Here is a 20,349-nt window from a genome sequence, read left to right on the forward strand (position 1 = left end):
GGATCAGTGCCCTGTGTTGGCGGACTTGCGGCGACGCACCTGGGTGACGCGGGCGGCCAGCAGCGCGAACACGATCACGCCGACCAGCAGCAGCAGCCAGACCATGTGCCGTTCCCACTTCGATTGCGGGTTGCCGTCCTGCGCGATACGCGTGCCGTAGGGATCCTGGCGGTCGAATTCGCGCACGGCATCACTGCCGTCGAGCACGGCGAGATCGCCCCGCAGCAAACGGAATGGGGCGCCGAACGGCGGTGACTGCGCACCGAGGTCGCTGTAAACAACGCCCAGCTGGCCACCGGACGACCCCACCTGCACCACCGCGGCACGATCCAGCCCGCTCACATCCAACAGCGGTTGCGGCTTGCCGCCGATCAGCAGGTGGCCATCCTTCAGGCCGGCCATATCGACACCGGATGGCGCCACGCCGAACGCCAGCCACGGCGCGCCCGGGCTGACCACGGCACCGGCTTCGACCACCTTCAGTTCCGATGCCTCCGGCGATGCGCCCACTGCGCTGGTCACCGCGATGACCTTGCCCAGCGAGGCCGGCGCATCCTGCAGCCAGGTGCCGGGCACGAACACCTGGTTGCCGCGCGACAGCTGGCTGCTGGCACCCACGAAGTCACTGCCCAGCGAACGCTTGGCCAAGGTCAGGTGGCTGCTGGGCAGGATCGAGACCGGATAGCCCGTGGCCGGATCGTGGCAGTAGGGACGCGCCGGCTGGCGCAGGAAGCTGACACGGATCTCGTTGCGTGCCGACAGCGCGTAGGCCGGCACCTTGGCCACCAGCCGTTGCGGCTGGCCGTTGGCCGACAGCACCTTGCCACCCAGCAGGTAATCGTTGAGGTAGATCGTGGCGACCGCGCCCTGCCCGGCCGCGTTGGGGGCCGCCGAGACATCGATCACCACCTGCTCGGGCAGGCGGCCATCGGCCGACAGTGCGCCGAGGTCGAAGCTGGCGCTGCGGTCGGCGCGGGTCACCACATCCATGGTGCCGGCGATGTTGCCGAGCCGGCTCAGCAGTACCTGGTCACCGTCCAGTCTGGGCGTGCCCGCTGCGCTGACCTGCAGGCTGCGGCCCAGTGCATAGCTGCGCCACTGCTCGGCGAGCAGCCCGGCGACCTTGCCCGCCGCCGCCGGGTCGACCACCAGCGTCGGACGCCCGGCCACGGCCACCACGCTGACCGACGCGTTGGCGGCGGGCTTTTCCAGGCCGCCCATGTCGGTACCGCGCCACGCGGCGAACGCGGTGCCCGCATCGGCCCCTGCCGCGCCGACCTGTACGGCCAGCGCATCCAGCGCCGCACGCACGCCGGCGCGCAGTGCATCGCTGCCGATCATCACATCGGCGGCCAACGGCCCGCTGTCGCGCAATGACAGCAGCGCGCCGACTTCGGCCAGATCCCTGATCGCATGCCCGCGCTCACCTGTGGCCAGCGCGGCGTAGGCCGGCACGTCCTGCAGGCTGGCCGGGATGCTGATACCGGCGAGGTCAACGCTGTCACCGACCTTGGGCAGGGCCACCACCTGCACCTGTTTGCCCCCGGCCTGCAACGCGGTACCGATGCGCCAGGCCGCATCGTAGGCCGTTGCCTGCAGCGCCTTGCCATCCACCAGCAGGCGCACCCGCGGTGGCAGCGCCCCCCACGCCTTGGCAACGGTATCCACGGCGCGGCCGTCGAAGCGGTAGCTGAAACGCGAGTCCGGCGACAGCCGCAGCACATTGGCCGGCGCGCTCTGGTCGGCGCACTGGTAATCGGACACGATCGACCACCAGCCGACGCCGACCCGTACGAAGCCGCTCTGGCGGGGTTCGCCATCGATGGCCAGCAGCTGGCTGGCATCGCCCTGGGCATCGGTGATCGAACGCGCCGCGATCGGGTCGCCATCGACCGACCACAGGCCCGAGGTGCGCCCGGCGTGGCCGCGCACATAGCGCCCATCCAGCTGCAGCTGCGCGTCGCGGGTGGCCACACCGGCCGGCACCGGCAGGTAGACCTCGCGCTGGCTCTCCTGCCCGCTCAGCACCAGTGGCTGGCGGAAACCGAGTTCGCGCAGGGTCATCTGCCGGTTCATCGTGCTGTCGCTGCTCCATTCGGTGAACTGGCCGGCGACGCTGTCGGCGGCATGGGCACTGCCAACCACGCCCGACAGGACGAACGCAGCGGCGGATGCAAACAGGGAAGAGCGGCCGGTCTGGGTCATGGCGTCACTTCGCGTGGATGGGGTGGACGGCGCCGCTGCTGCGGACGCCGGGCGAGAATTCGGGAAGGGGCGCACCGCGCAGGGCGGCGACGATGCGGGCGCTGGCGCGGCCATCCCCGTACGGGCTGGCATCGGGGTCGAAGCGGGCCGGCTGCGGGGGGCGTGCCAACACCGCGTTGACCGCATCGACGATGCGCGAGGGCGTGGTGCCGACCAGCGTGACCACACCGGCTTCGACCGCCTCCGGCCGTTCGGTGACATCGCGCATCACCAGCACCGGTTTGGCCAGCGCCGGGGCTTCTTCCTGCACGCCACCGGAGTCGGTGAGGATGACGTCGGCGCGCTGCATCAGGCGCACGAAGCGCAGGTAATCCTGCGGCGGCACCAGGTGCACGTTGTCGAGGTTGCCGAGGTGGGCATTGACCGGGCCCTGCACGTTCGGGTTGAGGTGCACCGGGTACAGCACCTGCAGGTCCGGCCGCCGTGCCAGCTCGGCCAGCGCACGGCAGATGTCCTCGAAGCCCTGGCCGAAACTCTCGCGGCGATGGCCGGTGACCAGCAGCAGCCGGCGGCCGGGTTCGAGCATATGGAAGGGTTCGTCGGCCTGCGCACGCAGTGCCGGATCGGCATCCAGCCGCTGCACGGTCTGCTGCAGGGCATCGATGACGGTGTTGCCGGTGACCAGGATCTGCCCGCCCAGGTGCTCACGGGCCAGGTTGGCGCGCGAGCCGGGAGTGGGTGCATACAACTGATGGCCGACCACATCGATCACCCGCCGGTTCATCTCCTCCGGCCACGGCCGGTGGATGTCGCCGGTGCGCAGGCCGGCCTCGACATGGCCGATCGGGATGCGGTGATGGAACGCGGCCAGGGCCGCGGTCATCGCCGTGGTGGTATCGCCATGCACCAGCACGTAGTCGGGGCGGACCTGCGTGTAGAGCGCGTCAAGCCGTTCGAACAGCCTGGAACACAGGCCATTGAGGGTCTGGTTGGGCACCATGACATCGAGGTCATGGTCGGCGGTGATCTCGAACAGCGCCATCACCTGGTCGAGCATCGCCCGGTGCTGCCCGGTGATGCAGACCACCGATTCGATATCCGCAGCGTGTGCCAGGGCGCGCACCAGCGGTCCCATCTTGATGGCTTCCGGTCGCGTGCCGAACACCGACAGGACCTTCACCGGAGCGCTCCCGAAAGCCGGCGCGGAAGGGGGCAAGCAGCAGTAGCCACGTCTGGATCCTTTCGGCGTTGCCGTCCAGCACCCGCAGGCAGGAGACGGTCACCTCATGAGGAAACTCCAAATTCGCGACATACATCACACTAAGGCGTCTGTATGCGCGTCGTGGCATCGATCTTCATCGTTGCAGGATCAAGACGCAGTCAACGCCGCCCGTGAGCCGGGCGACGTTGCGGCGGAACGCAGCAGGGGCAGCCGCCGGGGCGGCCTTACTCGTACTGGATGGTGAACGTGGCCTGGCCGTTTGCGACACCCGCGCCCACCGTACCGGCCTGGGTCTGCACGTAGCGCGCGCGCAGCGGCAGCGCCATGACGCTGGTACCCGGCGCGGTGGTGCCAACGCTGATGGTCTGGCCGAAGCGCACTTCACGCTCGGTGCTGCCATCGCGCTGGACCATCTGGATGCCGATGCGGGTGGCACTGTTGCTGGCCGCGCTCAGCTTCAGCACGCCCGGCATGTTCGAGCTGTCCTGGTCGGCATCGAGGCGGATGCCGATCTTGCTCTGGTAGGCGGCAACGTTGCTGCCCTGGCAGTTCAGGCGGATCTCGAAGTCGCGATCAACGGCCTTGGAGCCGACACCAGTGAAGGTGGTGTTGGGCACGCTGCCGAAATCGACGGCAATGTTGCGGCTGCCGGCCTGCACTTCACAGGTCGGGCTGACCACGGTGGTGCCCGAGCCCTTGAACGTCGAGGTCAGTACCGGGCGCCCGGGGCCATCGCCGTCGAAGTAGTAGTTGGTGAAGCGGCCGTTCGGCGCGATCACGCCCGAACCGGTCTGCGCAGCGGTCTTGATCAGCTGGATGCGGAACTGGCCACCGATGAGGCTGACCACGGAACCGCCACCGAAGTTGATCGAGTGCGGGTAGTAGGTCTGGATCGCACCCGAATCGCGGTACAGGCGGATGCCGACGCCTGCCACATCGGTTTCATAGACGTTCGAGAAGCCGGCCACGGGGCGCTTCTGCGCTGCGTTGACGTACTCACCGATCGAACGACCGCCGGTCCAGGAATCGCAGCGGGCAACGCTGTTCTGCTGGGTGATCGGTTCACTGATTTCCTTGATCACACCGCCGACCGGGGTGCTGGGCAGGATCACGATCTGGCCCATGTCCATGGTCACGTCCTGGGCGATGAACCAGCTGTTCTGGATGCGGCAGGCGGCGCTGGCCTGCTGCGCCAGCAGCACGCCGCCCAGTACGGCCAGCGCGGCCAGCGCCTGGCGGCCACGGGAAGAAATCATCGGCATGCTGCCTCCAGCGGGATGAAGCCGGTCTTGGACGCATCGGCGCCCGCCGGTACCTGGTAATCAATGGTGCAGCGCTGGTCGGCACCGGCGCCCCACTCGACCTGCAACTGGCCCTGGTTCTTCTCGCTGCGCACGTACAGGCGGCCGCCCTGGCTGACCATGCCGACCGGCTGGCCCTGTTCGTCCTTGACCTGCGCACCGAACGGCATGCTGCGGCCATCGGCGTTGCGCACCTGGATCAGCAGCGCGTTGCCCTTGCGGGTGTCGAAGCGCAGGTAGCTGATGGCACCGGCGAACGGCGCGATGGACTGGCTGGTGCTTTCCAGTTCGACGTCGTGGGCCATGCCCTGCGGATCGAGGGTGACGGTGTTGAGGCGGTACGGCGACACGTACGGCACCACGGCGTAGCCGCGGCCATCGACGCGCAGGCCCGGCGCGTTGCTGACGATCGCATCGCGCGCGCCCGGCGCTTCGACCAGCACCATGGTGTCGCCGCGCTGCGGGGTGAAGGTGAAGCCGCCCGGATGCACGACCACGCTGCCGTTGGCACCGACCGACGCCTGGCGGAAATCACGCGAGTGGCTGTAGGTGGCGTTCAACGCCGAGTAGCGGCTGCGGTACTCGGCATTGCCGACCGCAGTGGTGCCACCCTCGCGGGAATCGGACAGGGCCACGCCGTAGCTGAAGTTGTTGTCGACGCCGGCCGAACCGGTGATGCCGACGCGGCTGTTGTCGTAGCCACCGCGGTCGCGCGCGCCAAGGTCGGCGCTGAACGACACCGGGTGGGTGCCCCGGCCCAGCGGCACGCTCATCGACAGCAGGTACTGGGTATCGGAACGGCCGAGCACGCCTTCTTCGGTGCGCAGCGCCGAGAAGCCGTAGTTCACCGAGCGCCAGGCGTTGTTGTAGCCCACCTGGTACTGCTTGGAGGTGCCGGAACGGTCGTAGAAGTCACGCACCGAGCCGGTCACGTACAGCGCACCGCCACGTCGGCCCAGCGGCTGGTTCAGCGTTACCTGGAACTGGCTGCGCTGACGGCCACGGGTGGTCGGGTCGATGCCGCGCTTGTCCGAATCACGGCCATACAGCGCGTCCTGCAGGCTGTAGAAGCCTTCAGTGGAGTAGCGGTAGGCGGCCAGGGTCAGGTTGGTCCCGGTCTCGCCGATCATGTTGCTGTAGCTCAGCCGCACACTGGCGCCGGTATGGCTGCCGTAGTGGTCGAACGAGGTCCGTGCATGGGTGACGTCGGCAGCGAAGGCACCGACGCGCGTGGACAGGCCAACACCGTACAGCAGCGACAGGTAGCCTTCGCTCAGCGCGCTGCCGCCGTACAGGGTCAACTGGTTGCCGATGCCACGCTGGTAGGTACCCTGCACCAGCCACGGCTCATCGGCCAGCAGCTTGTTGCGCACCTGGCCGGCGGTCAGCGAGTAGCGCGACACGCCTTCGCGCAGCATCTGCGGCACAGAACCGAACGGCACCTTGAATTCGCGGCGGCGGCCGTCGGCCTCGATCACGCTCACTTCCAGGTCGCCGCCGTAGCCGGTCGGGTACAGGTCGTCGATGACGAAGCTGCCCGGCGATACGGTGGAGGAGTAGATCAGCTGCTGGTTCTGGCGCACTTCGATGCGCGCGTTGGTTTCGGCAATGCCGCGCACGACCGGCGCGTAACCGCGCAGCGAATCGGGCAGCATGCGGTCGTCGCTGGCCAGGCTGGCACCCCGGTAACCGATCGAATCGAACAGCTCGCCCGTGGTGTAGGCCTCACCAATGGTGAGCATGCCGCGCACCTGCGGGATGCCGCGCTGCGCATAGGTGGCAATGCTCTGCCAGTGGCGGCCGTTGCCTTCGGACCAGGTCAGGTTGGAATCGTGGCGGAACTGCCAGCCTCCCAGGTTCAGGCCGGCGTTGAGGCCGAGGTAGGCGCTGCGATTGCGCTGCCCCCCTTCAACACGGCTGTCGCTGTCGATGGCGTTGAAGCTGTAGCCGACGAAGCCAGCGTTGATGCCGCGGTCCCACAGCGACGGATTGACGTAGCCGCGCGCCTCGCGGCGCAGGAACACCTGCGGGATGCTGAGGTCGTAGCGCAGGTTGCCGCTGTCATAGATGCCATAGGCATTGGCCATGCGCCGCTGTACCGGCACGCAGCTGGTCGTGTCGGTCGGCAGCGTCGGGTCCTGCTGCAGCAGCACGGCCTCGCTGTCCACACCCATTTCTTCCAGCATCGGCAGCGGCAGGCAGGCGTCGACGCGGCCCTGCTCATCGGCCTTGAACTGCAGATCGCGACGGCCCTGCCAGCCACCGTTGACGTAGACGTCGACACGGTAGGTGCCAGCCACCATCGGGTTGCCATTGGTGAAGGAGGCCAGGTCGACCTGCTTGGCCTGGCCGGAGAGGAAGCTGGAGTTGAACTGGGCCGACTCGGGTGCACGCGCATTGGCCGCACCGCTCTGCGCCATCAGCGCCTGTTCGCCGAGATTGGCCGGCGCAGCCAGCGCCCATCCTGGGCAGGCCACGCCAGCAACCAGCAGGCAGATCGCCTGGTGGATCGACAATGTCAATCTGTTTCCGATCACACTGACATTCCTTCAATTCGCCGCACGGCGGCGGTGGCGGGATGCGCAGGCCCATGGCCGGCGCGGCGCGTTCAGCCCCCGGTACTGCCGAGGCGGACCGTGTGCTCCACCCGACCGCCGTAATCGTTGATGGTGATGAAGCGCACCTGGTCGGAGCCCGCCGGTGCGGTGAACTCCAGGCTCTGCTTCGGCGCGACCATGGCGCCCTTGTCCTCGACGGTCTTCTCGCTGCTGCCGGTCACGGCATGCACTTCGGCCAGCGTGACGTGGAAGGGGCTGGGGTTTTCCACCCGCAGGCGATCGCCCGTGCGGGTCCAGCGCAACGCTGCCGGCGCGTCGTTGGCGACGCCCTTCAGGCCCTGCGGCCGGTAGAACAGTTTCAGGCGCGAACGGAACGCGACCTGCAGGTAATTCTGGTCGCCGCTGTCGGCGTTGTCGGGCGACGGCGGCACATCCAGCACGTTGAGCCAGAACACCGACTCACGATCGGTCGGCAGCTGCGCACCGGAGAAGATCACGCGCAGCGCCTGGCTGCGGCCCGGCTCGACACGCGCGATCGGCGGCGTCAGTACAAACGGGGCGTCGCTGTTGTCGGCGGTCTGGTTGGCGTCGCCGCTGTCGATCCAGGCCTGGACCAGCGCCGGCGAATCGCCCACGTTGTCGACCTGCACGGTCACTTCGCGCGCCTGCGCCGGATAGATCACTCGCGTGCCGTTGACCACCACGCCGGCCAGAGCGTTCTGGCAGAAGGGCAGCGTGAACGCTGCCAGCAGCAGCGCCCGGGGAAAGATTGCTTTCATCGGAAGTACTACGCTCGAGGGGTGTGGCCAGGGGCCGCGAAGCACTGGCCGGCGCGTACGCCGGCCAGTGCGGGTACGACGACGATCAGTTGTAGATGATCGTGTACTTGACGCTGCTGGTGACGTCGCCCGGGGTGGCGGCGGCAGTGGCGTAGTACTCAGCGTAGTAGTTCAGATCGGCCGAGCCGTCGGTGCCGACGGTGACCCACTGCGAGTTGGTCTGCGCCAGGCCAGCGCCGGCAGCCTTGATCGGCAGGAACTGGTTGTTCGAGCCCAGCAGCTGCAGCTGCACGTTGGTGGCAGCGTTGGCCGAGGCCTGGTTGACCAGGCGGCCGCTGTTGAAGTCGACGGTCGAACCCGGCTCGAAGTAGGTGGCGACGTTGCCGGCGCTGCACTTGGTCAGGTTGATGTCGAACGGGGTACGGCCCGCAACGGCACCGGCGGTGGCCAGGGTGTTCTTGGACACGGTCGGCAGGGTCACGGCGAAGTCCTTGCCGCCCGGGGTCGAGATGGTGCAGGTCTTGTCGGTCACCTTGCCATTGAAGGTGATGGTGCCGTCGGCGGCGTTGGCGGCCAGCGGAGCGGCGGCCAGCATCAGAGCGGCAATGAGGTTCATCTTGTGCATTCGCTTTTACCTAACCCTACTGAAGAGATGAGAAGTAGAGGAGGAAGCAAGGAGCACTGCCGGGCTAACAAGACCCATCCTTGCGTCTCACCTGTGGCCGGACTCGGACATACCTCTCCCTGAATCCGTGACGCAAGTATAGGCACAACTGTGATGAAAGTCTCATTATTTTTCTGAACGCCAATTCATTGACGCATTAAATGTGACGTGCTAGGCGAAATCACAGCCTCGGGGTGCGGGGGATTTGACGCGGGGCCCGGTCACGCTACAAACGACTGGGGATGTCGCATTGCGCGACGCGTTCGGCACGCGCGGAAACAGGCATTTTTCAGGGGGAATTTGGCTTCTTTGATGCGCATCACTCTTTCTTGGTGATGGCCCTAGCAGATTCGGAATCGTCCTATTAAAGGTTGATCGATCCTGTCGCTAACTAGGACACACCGAACCAGAGAACGTGTCATGAGGAACTCCATTCTGCTGTGCGTGGCCCTGATGTCCGTCAGTGCGCTGGCCCAGGCCAGCAGCGGCAGCATCCGTTTCAGCGGCCGTATCGCCGAGCCGGGCTGCACGACGAACCTGTCCCAGGGTGAGCTGAGCCTGGCGGCCTGCCCGCCGTCGGCCAAGGGTTCGACGGTGGCCGTGACGGCACTGGCCGATGGCCAGGCGGCGACGCTGCGTGACGGCAAGCGCCAGGGCCAGAAGCTGTCGGTGTCGGCCAGCGCGATGCGCGCCGGCGATATCGCCTTCTCCGAGCGCTACAGCGTGCAGGCTTCGAAGCAGCAGCCGCTGCAGGGCGCCTACCTGGTGGTCGTCGACTACCTGTAAGCCCTGCAGGCCGGTATTACTCCGGCTGCGGCAATTCGAACACCTGGCGCAGGTAGGCCAAGTAACCCGGGTCGTCGCACATGCTCTTGCCCGGCGAATCGCTGAGCTTGGCCACCGGCTGGCCGTTGCAGCGGACCATCTTGATGACGATGTTGAGCGGCGTCGGGCCCAGGTCATTGGTCAGGTGGGTGCCAACGCCGAACGCGACCTGGCAGCGACCGCGGAAGTAGTCGTACAGCCGCATCACCTTGGCGATGTCGAGCCCATCGCTGAACACCAGCACCTTGCTGCGCGGATCGACCCGGCGCTGCTGGAAATGCGCCAGCATGCGGTCGCCCCAGTCGAACGGATCGCCGGAGTCATGGCGCACACCGTCGAACAGCTTGCAGAAATACATGTCGAAGTCGCGCAGGAACGCGTCCAGGCCGACCACGTCGGACAGCGCGATGCCAAGATCGCCGCGGTACTCGCGCGCCCACGATTCCAGTGCTGCCACCTGCGAATCACGCAGGCGCGGGCCGAGCGCCTGGAACGCCTGCAGGTACTCGTGGGCCATGGTGCCGTGCGGGGTCATGCCATACAGGCGCGCGAAGTGGACGTTGCTGGTACCGACCAGCTGCGGGCCAAGCGCGTCGCGCAGCAGCGGCAGCAGGCGGGCATGCCAGTCACGCGAGTAGCGGCGGCGGCTGCCGTAGTCGGCGATGCGGCAGTGCTCGAAACCGGGGGTATCGCGCAGCAGCGCGGCCTTGGCCTGCAGGCGGCGCTCGCCTTCGGCGAAGTCGGCCGTGGTGGTGTTGCGGAACCAGACTTCGTTGATGATCGCCAGCAGCGGCACTTCGAACAGGATGGTGTGCAGCCACGGGCCGGTGATGTCCAGCTCGATCTCGCCGGGCACGGCCGTCGACGCACGCAGCTGGATGTACTTGCGGTCCAGGTGGAACAGGCCGAGGAAATCGGCGAAGTCCGGCTTCACGAAGCGCAGGCCACGCATGTAGTCCAGTTCCGCGTCGCTGAAACGCAGGCTGCACAGGTGGTCGATTTCCTCATCGATCTGGGCGATGTAGCTTGCCAGGTCGATGCCGGGGGTGCGGCACTTGAACCGGTACTGCACCTGGGCGCCGGGGTGCTGGTGGAGCACCGCCTGCATCATGGTGAACTTGTACAGGTCGGTGTCGAGCAGGGACTGGATGATAGGCATGGGGCGGATTATGCGCCCGGCGGAGTGAACCGTGGGCGCGGCGAGTGGAGCCACACCATGCGTGGATGACCCTTTCCATGCAGCCGAGCGTGGGCTCGGCTCTACAACGACCTGCGCAGCAGGCGCGGCACCAGCATCAGCGCATGCGCCCAGATCGCAGCCCATACCGCCGCGCGCGCCGGCAGCGAACGCTGCCTGGCCTCGAACTTCTGGAAGTAGCGCCACAGCCCCCTGTGCTTGTGCCATTCCACGAAGAACGGCCGCGAGCGGCTGGAGACACCGCGCACATGGGTAACCTGCAGGTCGTTGGCGATCGCTACCACCGCGCCGGCTTCGCGCGCGCGCCGGCACAGGTCCAGGTCCTCGGCGTGCAGGCGATAGCCCGCGTCCCAGCCACCGATACGGTCGAACAGCGCGCGCGGCATCATCAGCAGTGCGCCGGACAGTGCCGGCACCCGCTGCAGTGCCTGGTGCGGCTCACGCGGAACCGCCAGCTTCGAGCCCTTGCCGGGCGAACGCAGCATCCTCAGGAAATCCGGGTCGCGGCGGCGCACCGCCTCGTCGGCATGGCCATGCTCGTCCACCTGTTCAACGCCCAGCAGGCAGTCGCCCAGCGCTTCGGCGCGGGAGCGCAGTTCGGCCAGCGTGTCCGGCTCGACCATCAGGTCCGGGTTGATGAAGGCCAGCCACGGGCTGTGCGAGTCGGCCACGCCCTGGTTGTTGGCGGCGGCGAAGCCGGGATTGTCCGGGTTGCCGACGAAGCGCACGCGTGGATCGTGGCTGGCATGCCGCTGCACGATGTCCAGGGTGCCATCCAGCGAACCATTGTCGATCACCCGGATCTCGGCCACATCCTGCGCCTGGCGCAGGCGCGAGAGGCAGGCATCGATGGTGCTCCCACTCTGGTAAGTGACGACGATGGCGGCGATGGCAACATTCAAACGGGTGGCTCCGGCACTGACGGGACGAACAGGTCGCCCTGTTCCTTCGGCATTATCGCCTGCCGCATGCGCTGCTGCAGGTCGGCGCGCAGCCCGTGCAGCGGGTCGTGCATCAGGAAATCGGCCAGCCGCGGTACCCAGGCCGGCCAGCGCGCGGCCAGGGCCTCCAGATCGCCATCGCGGCTGACCGCCTCCCCTGCCCGGCTGACGAAGGCGGTCTCGCACAACACGTTGCGCCAGCCAAGGCCGGCCATGCGCAGGCTGAGGTCGACCAGTGCCGCGTTCCAGCCAGCGTAGCTGTCCACGTCCAGGCCGCCGGCGCGACGGCGCGCGTTGCCGCGCACCAGCACCGCGTGGGTGACCGCCGATGGCAGCTCCGGGTGCAGCGTCGGCAGCGTCGCGCAGGTGTGCGCCAGCAGGACCGGGTCCTGCGGCTCGGGATTGATCTCGCCCAGCCGTGGCCACGCGGCGGTCTCGCCGGCATTGCACCAGGGGGTTGCGGTGGCGATCGCGGCATCGCGGGCGAAGGCATCCTGCAACTGCTGCAACCAGCCGGGTGATGGCACGCTGTCCGGCGCCAGCACGGCCACGTCCAGGCCATCGCAGGCGCGCAGCATCTCGTCCAGATGGGCGACTTCGCCCAGTGGCCGCGCGCGCCGGGTGTACTCGGCCTGCAGCGGCGTATGCGCCAGCCAGTGTTCCACCACCGCCTGCGCGCGTGGCCCGGTCTGTGCGTCATCGGCCAACCAGACCGCGGTCCCTGGCGCCGTGCCGGCATCCAGCGCGGCCAGGCAGCGGTCGAGTGCGGCATCGTCCACGCACAGCGGCAACAACACGATCGCCCCCATCCCGCCTCCGTGGTTGTCGGTGGCCACAGCGTAGCACCGGGAGGGTATCGGCCGGGTTGCACCCGGCACCCGCGGAGGCTGGAGCCGAAGCCGAAGCAACAGCCAGAGCGGGTTCCTGGGGGATGGCGGGGTGGGTCCGGTTGCGGGGGACGCTGCAAGTACGTCCATGTAAGCTCGGTCGCCGCATCCATGCGGCTCACGCCCCCGCAACCAGACCCACCCCGCCTTCGACAGATTTCTGCGATCTGTCGGCAAAGCCTGGGGTCAGATCCGTTTTCCAGAGGAAAACGGATCTGACCCCATTTTCTGATTTCGAAATCTGACAGACAGTCATCCACGCATGGCGCGGATCTACCGTGTCGACCAAGGTCGACACCTACCAACAGCCGCGGGACTCTGTCAGAGGTGGGTCGGCGTGGGGTGGCAGGACCGTTGGCGCCATGGATGGCGCCATCGAGCCCCCAGGGACGGGTTTACGGCGTGTCCTGCCACCCCACGCCGACCCACCCTCCCTCAGTAAACCCGCTGTTGCTGTTGCTGTTGCTGTTGCTTTCGCTTTGGCCGTTGCCGTTGCTCCGGCCTCGGCGGGTGCCGGGGCGCCGCCCGGCCGAAACCCCTTACTTCTTCGCGCGCGGCTGGTTCAGCGGCTCCATCGCGCGGAAGCGCTTGCTGTACTCGTCGGTCAGGTTGCGCGATTCCTGGCTGTTGCGCACGATGGTCGGGGTCAGCAGCACGATCACTTCCGAACGACGGCTGGTGCGGGTCTTCTGCCCGAACAACGCACCGACCACCGGAATCCTGCTCAACCCCGGGATGCCGCTGCTGCCGTCGGTGGCCGAATCGGTGATCAGGCCCGCCAGCATGATGGTGTCACCGCTCTGCACCGCCGCTTCGGTGGACAGCTTCTTGGTCGAGATGCGCGGGTTGCAGTTGCGCTCGGTCGGGTTGCAGGCCTCCGGCACGTCCGAGGCGCTGCTGACTTCCTGCACGATGTCCAGGAACACGGTGCCGTCGCGGGTCACGCGCGGGCGCACCTTGAGGATCACGCCGGTGTCGATGTACTGCACCGAGCTGTAGGTGCTGGTGCCCACGCCGGTGTTCACCGTGGTGGTGTTGATCGGCACCTTGTCGCCGACGTTGAGCGTGGCCTCGGCGTTGTTGCGGACGAACACCGACGGCGTCTGCAGCAGGCGCAGGTCGGTCACCTTGTCCAGTGCACTGACCACCGCGGCCGCGTTGTGGCCGGTGAAGGCCCAGCCCACACCGTCATTGCCGGTGACGCCGCCGGCGAAAGTGTTCCACGAACCACCTGCAGCCGGCGGCAGGGTCAGGCCCGCCAGGGCTCCGGTGAGCGCGCGACCAGCCACGGCATTGTCGAAGAACCAGTTCACGCCGTACTTCAGGTCACCGGTCAGCGCGACTTCGGCCACCTGTGCCTCGATGTGTACCTGCAGCGGCATCACGTCCAGCTTCTCGATCACCTCGCGGATCGAGCGCCACGCCTGCGGCGTCGAGCGCACCAGCAGGGTGTTGGTTTCCTCCACCGCCGACACGCCGACGCGGTCGCCCTCCACTTCCAGGCTGACACTGACGTTGCCGGGCTGGCGCTGCGGCAGGTTCAGGCTGCCATTGCTGCTGCCACTGCCACTACCACTGGTTCCGCCCAGCGTCGAACCCAGGTTGCTGCTGCTGTTGTCCATGCCACGGTCGCCGTCGCCGCCCAGCTGCGACGGAATGGCGCCCGGTGCCAGCGAGGCCGGGCTGGAGCCGCCGCGGTTGCCACTGCTGGCGAAGGCCTCGCTGAGGCGCTCGGCCAGGTCGCGCGCCTTGATGTAGCGCAGCTCGTAGGAGAACAGGCGGGCGCTGCCACCAGCGGTGTCGATGCGATCCAGCCACTGCTGGATCTGGTCCAGGTAGCGCACCTGCGGCGTGATCACCAACACGGCGTTGGCATTCTCCAGCGGCAGGAAACGGAACATGCCGGCGCTGGGCGTCTTGCTCTCTTCGCCGAACACCTTTTCCAGGTCGGCCGCGACCTGCTCGGCCTTGCCCGACTGGATCGGGAACACGCCCACCGACATGCCCGACAACCAGTCGACGTCGAAGATCTCGACGGTGCGCAGGTAGTTTTCCAGTTCCGCGCGGGTACCCCCCAGGGTGATCACGTTGCGGCCACTGTCCACGTTGACGATGGCGTTGGGGCGCGCGTACGGCTCCAGCACCTTCTTCATTTCGGTGGCGGAGATGAACTGCAGCGGGACCACGCGGACTTCGAAGCCGCGCGCGCTGGCCGCGGGTGCCGTGCTTGGCGCGACCGTGCCGGCCAGCGCCTGGTCGGCGGCGACGATGTTGTAGCGCCCACCGCTGTAGACCATCCGCGCGTTGTTCCAGCCCAGCACCATCTCCAGCAGGTTCAGTGCCTGCGCCGGCGATACCGGCTTGGGCGTGGCCAGGGTGACCGTGCCCTGCACGCCTGGTGCGATCACGTAGTTCTGGCCAAGCATGTCACCAAGGATGGCCTTGACCACCGCATGCAGCGATTCGCCTTCGAAGTTGAAGGTCGCCTCGCCGGTACTGGCACCGTGCAGCGCCGGTGCCGGCGCACGCGCGGCCTCGCGGTTGATCATGGTGCCGGTGCCGCGGCGGATCACCGCCTGCGGTGCCCCCTGGCTTTCACGGGCGGCATCGGCAGCGACATCGGCCGCCTGGCCGGCGTCGGCGCTTGGCGACAGATTGCCGTTGCGCTGCACGTGCGGCGCGGACACCGTACTGCAGCCGACCAGCAGCGCGAGGGCAAAGGACCAGGGAAGAAAACGCAGGTTCATGCATTCACTCTATCGGTTGGTGCCATCGCCCGGGGGCGGCGACGGTTGTTGCTGCTGTTGCTGCAGCTGGCGGCGGCGGGCCTGGATGCGCTCGCGGATGGCCTGCATCTGCGCTTCACTGGGACCGTTGTTGTTGGCCGGTGGGGTTGTTGCAGCGGCCGCCGCAGGCGCTGGTGCATTGCCAGCGGGCGACGGCGATGGGATTGCCGCGGGCGGTGGCGGCGCCGGCGGAGCGCCCGCCGAGGGCGGCACCACGATCGCACCTGCAGGCGGTGCGCCGTTGGCACCGCGCAGCACCGTCGGCGGCTCACCGCCCTGGCCGTTGAACACCGCCAGTTCCAGGACCTGGTTGCCACCAGGGCCGATCACCGTCGCCTGGCGCGGCTGCAGCGCCACCAGCTGCCAGCCATCCACGGCTTCGCCGTTGAGGCGCAGGCGCAGCGAGCGGTTCTGTTCGGTGGTGAACGTGGCCATGCCGAAATCGCCGGTCAGCAGCACACCGGTGAGGCGCAACGCGGCGCTGGCCGCCGGTTCGCTGCCACCCAGCAGATAAGGCCGCGGCCTGCGGTCTTCGGCGAACAACGGGCGCTCACCGATCGCGCTGTAGCTGTCGGCGCTGGCCATGCGCTCGGCCGCCAGCGGCGGCAGCGATGGCAGCGATGGCGCGGCGTCGGCATCACCGCCGGCACCCGGCAGCTGGCTGCCCAGCCCGAAGCCGGTCGCCAGCCAGACGGCGGCCGCCCAACCGGCCAGCGCCAGCAGGAAGCCGGTACGCAGGCTGATCTGCTCAAGCTTCATCGGCCACCTCCTGCCCTTCGGACGGGGGCGCCGGCTGCGGCGCAGGTGCGGCCTCGGCCGGCGACGCGGACGGTGCCGGTGTCGCAGCGGGCGCCGGAACCGTGCCATCGGCGGCAGCGCCCGGCAGCAGATAGCCGGCCAGCTCGAAGGACACGTCCAGGCCCAGCCCCGATTCGTTCGGTGATTGCTGGAAGCGCTGCGCGATCAGGTTGAGATTGTCGACGAACAGGCGTGGGCTGCCGGTTTCCAGGCTGTGCAGCACGGTGGCCAGTTCGGCCACCCCGCAGCGCAGGCGCACCTGCATGGCGACGCGCACGAACTCGGCGTCGCGCCGGTTGTCGGTCAGCGGCGTGCGGTTGCTGATGGTGCAGCTGCGGTTGCCCGGGCTGGCCATCGCCACCGCATCCTGCAGCCGGGCGCCCAATGCAGCGGCGGCAGCTTCGGCAGTGGCTTCGCGCAGGAAGCCTGGCCGCTGCTGCAGTGCCTCGCGGGTAGCGCGAAGGCGCTGTTCGATCTGCGGCTGCTGCTGCAGCTGCGCCTGCACGCGCGACTCGCGTTCGCGCAGGGCGGCGACATCGGCATCGATCGCACGCAGCGGCTGGGTGAACCAGGGGTGCACCAGCAGCAGATAGGCCAGGCCCAGCACTGCCAGCAGCAGTGCCAGCGCCAGCCAGCGGTCACGGCGTGCGCTTGGCATCGGCATCGGCCGCCTCCGGGGTTGGTGCGGCGGCCGGCAACGGCTGCAGTTCGGCGGTCATGGTGAAGCGGTCGCGGCCACTGGCCGCGCCATCGGCCTGCAGCACCCCGGTCAGGTTGACCTTGCGCCACTGCGGTGCGTCCTGCAGCAGCTGCACCAGCTGCGACGCCTCGCGGCTCAGGCCGATCAGCTGCAGGTTGTTGTTCTCGATCGCCAGCTTCTCCAGGTAGGTACCTTCCGGCAGGCGCCGGGTCAGTTCGTTCCAGATTTCAACGGTGCCGGCGCGCTGGCTGCGCTGCTTCTCCAGGAATGCGGCGCCATCGATCAGCGCCTGCAGCTGCGCGCGTTCGCTGGCCACACCTCGCGCACTGCGCGCGCTGCGCTCGACCTGTGCACGCAGCTCATCGGCGGCGGCCTGGCGGTTGTCGAGCAGCTGCACCGCGGCCAGTACCAGCATCACGACGGCAGCCACTGCCAGCAGCAGGTTCCAGCGTCGCATCGGGTCTGGCCGCAGTTGGCGCTGTGCGGGCGGCAGCAGGTTCACCTGCAGCACGTTGCCCTGCGCATCGATGGCATCGACGCCCGCCAGCGCATCGGCCCATGGGCCCACACTGGTGCGCCATGCGTCCAGCTGCCGCAATGGCCACGCCACCAGTTCGACCTGCAGCTGGCCCTCGCCGCCCGCGCCGAGCTCACGCACGTCATAACTGACCTGGGATGATTCGAACGGGGTCTGCCGGTCGATCTCGAAACCGACCACGGCGCGCAGGCGGTCGGCCGCTGCGGCAGGCAGGCGCAGGCTACGCCGCAGGACGTCCGTCGCCGGCAGCAGCCACACCCGCGGCAGAGTACGCAGGCGAGGCTCCAGCACGCGGTCCAGCTCCACCGGCGACAGCGGCCACGGCAGGCGCGCCACCGCTTCGCGGCGTTCGCCGGCTTCACGCCAGACCTGCAGCTGGTCGCCCTCGTGCAGCAGCAGCAGGCGTGCCTGGCCCCAGCCCAATGCCCATTGCCAGCGCACCGGCACCCAGGCCAGCAGCGACTGCCGCCACCAGCGCAGGAAACGGCCGGCGCCCGGGCCGATCCGGCCCTGCACCTGCCGCAGACTGTCCTGCCACGCCGTCATCTTGCTGTCATTCCCTGCTCCCAGCGAAGCACTGTGTAAGTCCGCCCGGGAACCCCGCCCGAGCCACTGCGTACCACTGCCTGCAACACCGACCTGCGTCCACTGCCGTCGATGGCACCGGACTCGATACTATAGGTGCCGCTGCTGCTGGCAAGCGTTGTCGTGCCGCCAGCGGAATCTGCATCACGCTCCTGCTGTGCGCGCTGCGCCATCACACTGTCCGCATCCAGGCCCAGCGCGGTCAGCACCGGCGCGCTGGCGAACTGCGGATCCGGCCGTGCCTGGCGGCTGTAGAGGGTCAGGTGCGGCAGCATCGCCCGGTACAGGGGTCCGCGCATGCCCAGGACCCGCTGTAGCTCGCCCAGGGTCTCGAAGCGCTTGTTGCGTGGGCCGTAGGGCAATCCGGCTGCGGCGTAGTCCGGCGCTTCGGCGCCACCGCCCGGTTGCAGCAGGCTGTCCTCGTCGCGCCAGTCGATGATGGCGCCGGCCAACTGCCGGGCCTGTGCATCGTCTTCGCCCAGCGCCTTGAGGAAGGCGGTCAGCAGTGCGGCGTCGGCCAGGTTCAGGTTGATCTTGCCGTTCTCGTCCAGCACCTTGATCTCGATGCTGGCGTCGTCGAACTGCCAGCGGTAGGTACGGCCATCGGCACGCCAGGGCGCCCGTTGCGGATCGGCTGACAGGCGCAGGAGGGCATATTCGAGGCCGGCGCGCGCACGTTCCTGCCCGCGTGCATCGTCATCCAGCACGCGCTGCTGCAGGTGCTCGACCCGTGCGCTCAGCGCGAACGCACCGACCAGCGCCGTCATCAATGCGATCAGCCACAGCACCAGCACCAATGCCGCCCCGCGCTGACGGCTCATCGCGTGCCTCCACTGCCACCGGCACGCAGCGCCACCACCAGTGGCGGCCACGGCGCGCCCCGGGATGGCACGATCTGGATTTCCACCAGCATCGGCAGGCGGCGGGTGTCATCCCAGCGCGGCAGCCAGTCGGTCACCTGCCCGGTGCCGGCATCGATGCCGCGATAGCGCAGCTGCACCGACTTCAGGTTGTCCACCAGCACCTCTGGCGGGCGCGGCGGATTCTCGGCGATGCGCTCGCCTTCCTGCAGCAGCACGAGGTCCAGCAGCAGGCGCTGTTGGCCACCGCGTCCGTCCACCTGCAGCGCGTGCAGGTAGGGGCCGCCACGGCCGAGGTAACCGGGCAGGTCGGCGGCGAACAGCATGCGTTGCTCCTCGCCCTGGAAGAAGATGGGTTCGCGGGTGGGGTCCGGGGCCTCCAGCGGGGTGCGCAGTGCACCCGCCAGCTGCCTGCGCAGCAACGACTCGACCGCGCGCATGCGTTCGCTTTCAGCGGCGATCTGCTCGCCGCGCTGGCTGACCGCCATCGCCGAGCGCACGCTGGCAAAGGCCAGTGCCAGGCCACCGGCCAGCAGCACGGTGGCCAGCATCACTTCGACCAGGGTGAAGCCCGCGGCGCGCCGCTTCATCGCGCGTTCTCCAGGTCGGGCGGCAACAGGCGCAGGCTGCGCCAGTGCAGTTGTTCGCGCTCGCTGTCGCCCCAGCGCACCCGCAGCTGCAGTTCGGCCAGCCATGGGGTGCCCGCTGACGTGGCCTGCACGACGTTGCCGGCGCGTGGTTCCACCCACGGCTGGACCTGCAGCTCCCAGTGATAGCGCCCCTGTTCCCAGTCACCCTGCTGGCTGCCCACCTGCAGCGGCGCGGCGACACCGGCCTGGGCCAGCAACGACTGTGCATGCAGCACCGCGCGCGTGCGCAGCTCGGCGTCACGTACCTGCTTCGCGCCACCGGACAGGCTGCCCAGCAGCAGGGTCAACGCCAGGCCCAGCAGGGCGAAAGCGATGATCACTTCCAGCAGGGTGAAGCCACGCGCGCGCCGCTTCATTGCGCCCGCCAGGGGCCGGAGCGGACCTCGCCGGTCAGCCAGCCGACGTCGACGCGCCATTCGGCACCGTCGCGCTGCAACCGGATACGGCCGCCGCTGGAGCCACCATCGGGATGGAACTCGATCACGCCCTGCCCCGCCGCGGTGGCCAGCTGTGCGGCGCCTTCGAACTGCACCTGCAGCTGTGCCGGCACCTCACCGTGGCGCTGGTTGGCCCCCTCCCAGCGGCGCCGTGCCGGTTCGATCACGAAGCGCTGCGGTTCGCCGCGGGCGATCGCCTGCGCGCGCACCATGCGCAGCTGGCTGGCGATGTCCTTGCCGGCGCTGCGCAGCTGCATGCCGGCGAACCCGCGCGACAGGCCGGCGGCGGTGATCAGGCCGATCGCCGCGATCAATGCGATCACCAGCAGCATTTCCAGCAACGACAGTCCAGCCGCGCGCCTGCCGTGCAGGCGCGGGCGTGGCAACCGGCGCGGCAGGAAGTGCGTCATGCGCG

General features: G+C 68.4%; 17 protein-coding genes and 1 pseudogene. 1 reads left to right on the top strand and 17 read right to left on the bottom strand.

The annotated features are described in order from the left end of the window. Positions 1–3 precede the first annotated feature (3 nt). From VG561_RS14225 to VG561_RS14250, 6 genes and pseudogenes are all read right to left on the bottom strand, one after another. Entirely contained in the window at positions 4–2,205 is a 2,202-nt protein-coding gene (locus VG561_RS14225) for a hypothetical protein (protein WP_423179710.1), read from the bottom strand. Further along, positions 2,202–3,385: pseudogene (gene wecB / locus VG561_RS14230) on the bottom strand (non-hydrolyzing UDP-N-acetylglucosamine 2-epimerase). The gene VG561_RS14225 and the pseudogene wecB overlap by 4 nt, the downstream one beginning before the upstream one ends. Positions 3,386–3,651: 266 nt before the next feature. Beyond that, complete coding sequence (locus tag VG561_RS14235; RefSeq protein WP_046428755.1) at positions 3,652–4,689, bottom strand: fimbrial protein; 1,038 nt, start codon at positions 4,687–4,689, stop codon at positions 3,652–3,654. Next, positions 4,680–7,244 (bottom strand): fimbria/pilus outer membrane usher protein, encoded by a 2,565-nt coding sequence (locus VG561_RS14240; protein ID WP_049408715.1) that lies wholly within the window; start codon positions 7,242–7,244, stop codon positions 4,680–4,682. Before VG561_RS14240 ends, VG561_RS14235 begins: the two co-directional genes overlap by 10 nt. 92 nt (positions 7,245–7,336) lie before the next feature. Beyond that, positions 7,337–8,065, bottom strand: coding sequence for a fimbrial biogenesis chaperone (locus VG561_RS14245; protein WP_014645904.1), 729 nt, complete (start codon positions 8,063–8,065; stop codon positions 7,337–7,339). Positions 8,066–8,150: 85 nt separating this feature from the next. Beyond that, complete coding sequence (locus VG561_RS14250; RefSeq protein ID WP_423179711.1) at positions 8,151–8,690, bottom strand: fimbrial protein; 540 nt, start codon at positions 8,688–8,690, stop codon at positions 8,151–8,153. A gap of 459 nt (positions 8,691–9,149) precedes the next feature. On the opposite strand from VG561_RS14250, the gene VG561_RS14255 reads away from it, so the two are divergent. Next, complete coding sequence (locus VG561_RS14255) at positions 9,150–9,515, top strand: hypothetical protein (RefSeq protein ID WP_014645902.1); 366 nt, start codon at positions 9,150–9,152, stop codon at positions 9,513–9,515. 16 nt (positions 9,516–9,531) lie between these two features. On the opposite strand, the gene pncB is transcribed toward VG561_RS14255, so the two are convergent. From pncB to xpsH, 11 genes are all read right to left on the bottom strand, one after another. After that, positions 9,532–10,713: a nicotinate phosphoribosyltransferase gene (gene pncB, locus VG561_RS14260; protein WP_014645901.1), complete on the bottom strand. Its 1,182-nt coding sequence runs from the start codon at positions 10,711–10,713 to the stop codon at positions 9,532–9,534. A gap of 101 nt (positions 10,714–10,814) precedes the next feature. Beyond that, positions 10,815–11,654, bottom strand: coding sequence for a glycosyltransferase family 2 protein (locus VG561_RS14265; RefSeq protein WP_423179712.1), 840 nt, complete (start codon positions 11,652–11,654; stop codon positions 10,815–10,817). Next, positions 11,651–12,502 carry a glycosyltransferase family 2 protein gene (locus VG561_RS14270; protein ID WP_046428748.1) on the bottom strand — a complete coding sequence of 284 codons (852 nt, stop codon included), beginning with the start codon at positions 12,500–12,502 and terminating at the stop codon, positions 11,651–11,653. The genes VG561_RS14265 and VG561_RS14270 overlap by 4 nt, the downstream gene beginning before the upstream one ends. 617 nt (positions 12,503–13,119) lie before the next feature. Further along, positions 13,120–15,327, bottom strand: a complete 2,208-nt coding sequence (gene gspD / locus VG561_RS14275; RefSeq protein WP_014645898.1) for a type II secretion system secretin GspD — start codon at positions 15,325–15,327, stop codon at positions 13,120–13,122. A gap of 9 nt (positions 15,328–15,336) precedes the next feature. Continuing rightward, positions 15,337–16,125 carry a hypothetical protein gene (locus VG561_RS14280; protein WP_014645897.1) on the bottom strand — a complete coding sequence of 263 codons (789 nt, stop codon included), beginning with the start codon at positions 16,123–16,125 and terminating at the stop codon, positions 15,337–15,339. Next, positions 16,115–16,828, bottom strand: a complete 714-nt coding sequence (gene gspM / locus VG561_RS14285; protein WP_032957951.1) for a type II secretion system protein GspM — start codon at positions 16,826–16,828, stop codon at positions 16,115–16,117. The genes VG561_RS14280 and gspM overlap by 11 nt, the downstream gene beginning before the upstream one ends. Continuing rightward, positions 16,803–17,948 (bottom strand): PilN domain-containing protein, encoded by a 1,146-nt coding sequence (locus VG561_RS14290; RefSeq protein ID WP_111205443.1) that lies wholly within the window; start codon positions 17,946–17,948, stop codon positions 16,803–16,805. Before VG561_RS14290 ends, gspM begins: the two co-directional genes overlap by 26 nt. Beyond that, complete coding sequence (locus VG561_RS14295; RefSeq protein WP_046428741.1) at positions 17,945–18,808, bottom strand: general secretion pathway protein GspK; 864 nt, start codon at positions 18,806–18,808, stop codon at positions 17,945–17,947. Before VG561_RS14295 ends, VG561_RS14290 begins: the two co-directional genes overlap by 4 nt. After that, positions 18,805–19,437, bottom strand: coding sequence for a type II secretion system protein J (locus VG561_RS14300; RefSeq protein ID WP_100449328.1), 633 nt, complete (start codon positions 19,435–19,437; stop codon positions 18,805–18,807). Before VG561_RS14300 ends, VG561_RS14295 begins: the two co-directional genes overlap by 4 nt. Next, entirely contained in the window at positions 19,434–19,853 is a 420-nt protein-coding gene (gene xpsI, locus VG561_RS14305) for a type II secretion system protein XpsI (RefSeq protein ID WP_049442164.1), read from the bottom strand. The genes VG561_RS14300 and xpsI overlap by 4 nt, the downstream gene beginning before the upstream one ends. Further along, positions 19,850–20,344, bottom strand: a complete 495-nt coding sequence (xpsH, locus tag VG561_RS14310; protein ID WP_014645891.1) for a type II secretion system protein XpsH — start codon at positions 20,342–20,344, stop codon at positions 19,850–19,852. Before xpsH ends, xpsI begins: the two co-directional genes overlap by 4 nt. Positions 20,345–20,349: the final 5 nt, after the last annotated feature.

This window comes from Stenotrophomonas sp. CASM110 (assembly GCF_049384345.1).
In the GTDB taxonomy this organism is placed as follows: domain Bacteria; phylum Pseudomonadota; class Gammaproteobacteria; order Xanthomonadales; family Xanthomonadaceae; genus Stenotrophomonas; species Stenotrophomonas muris.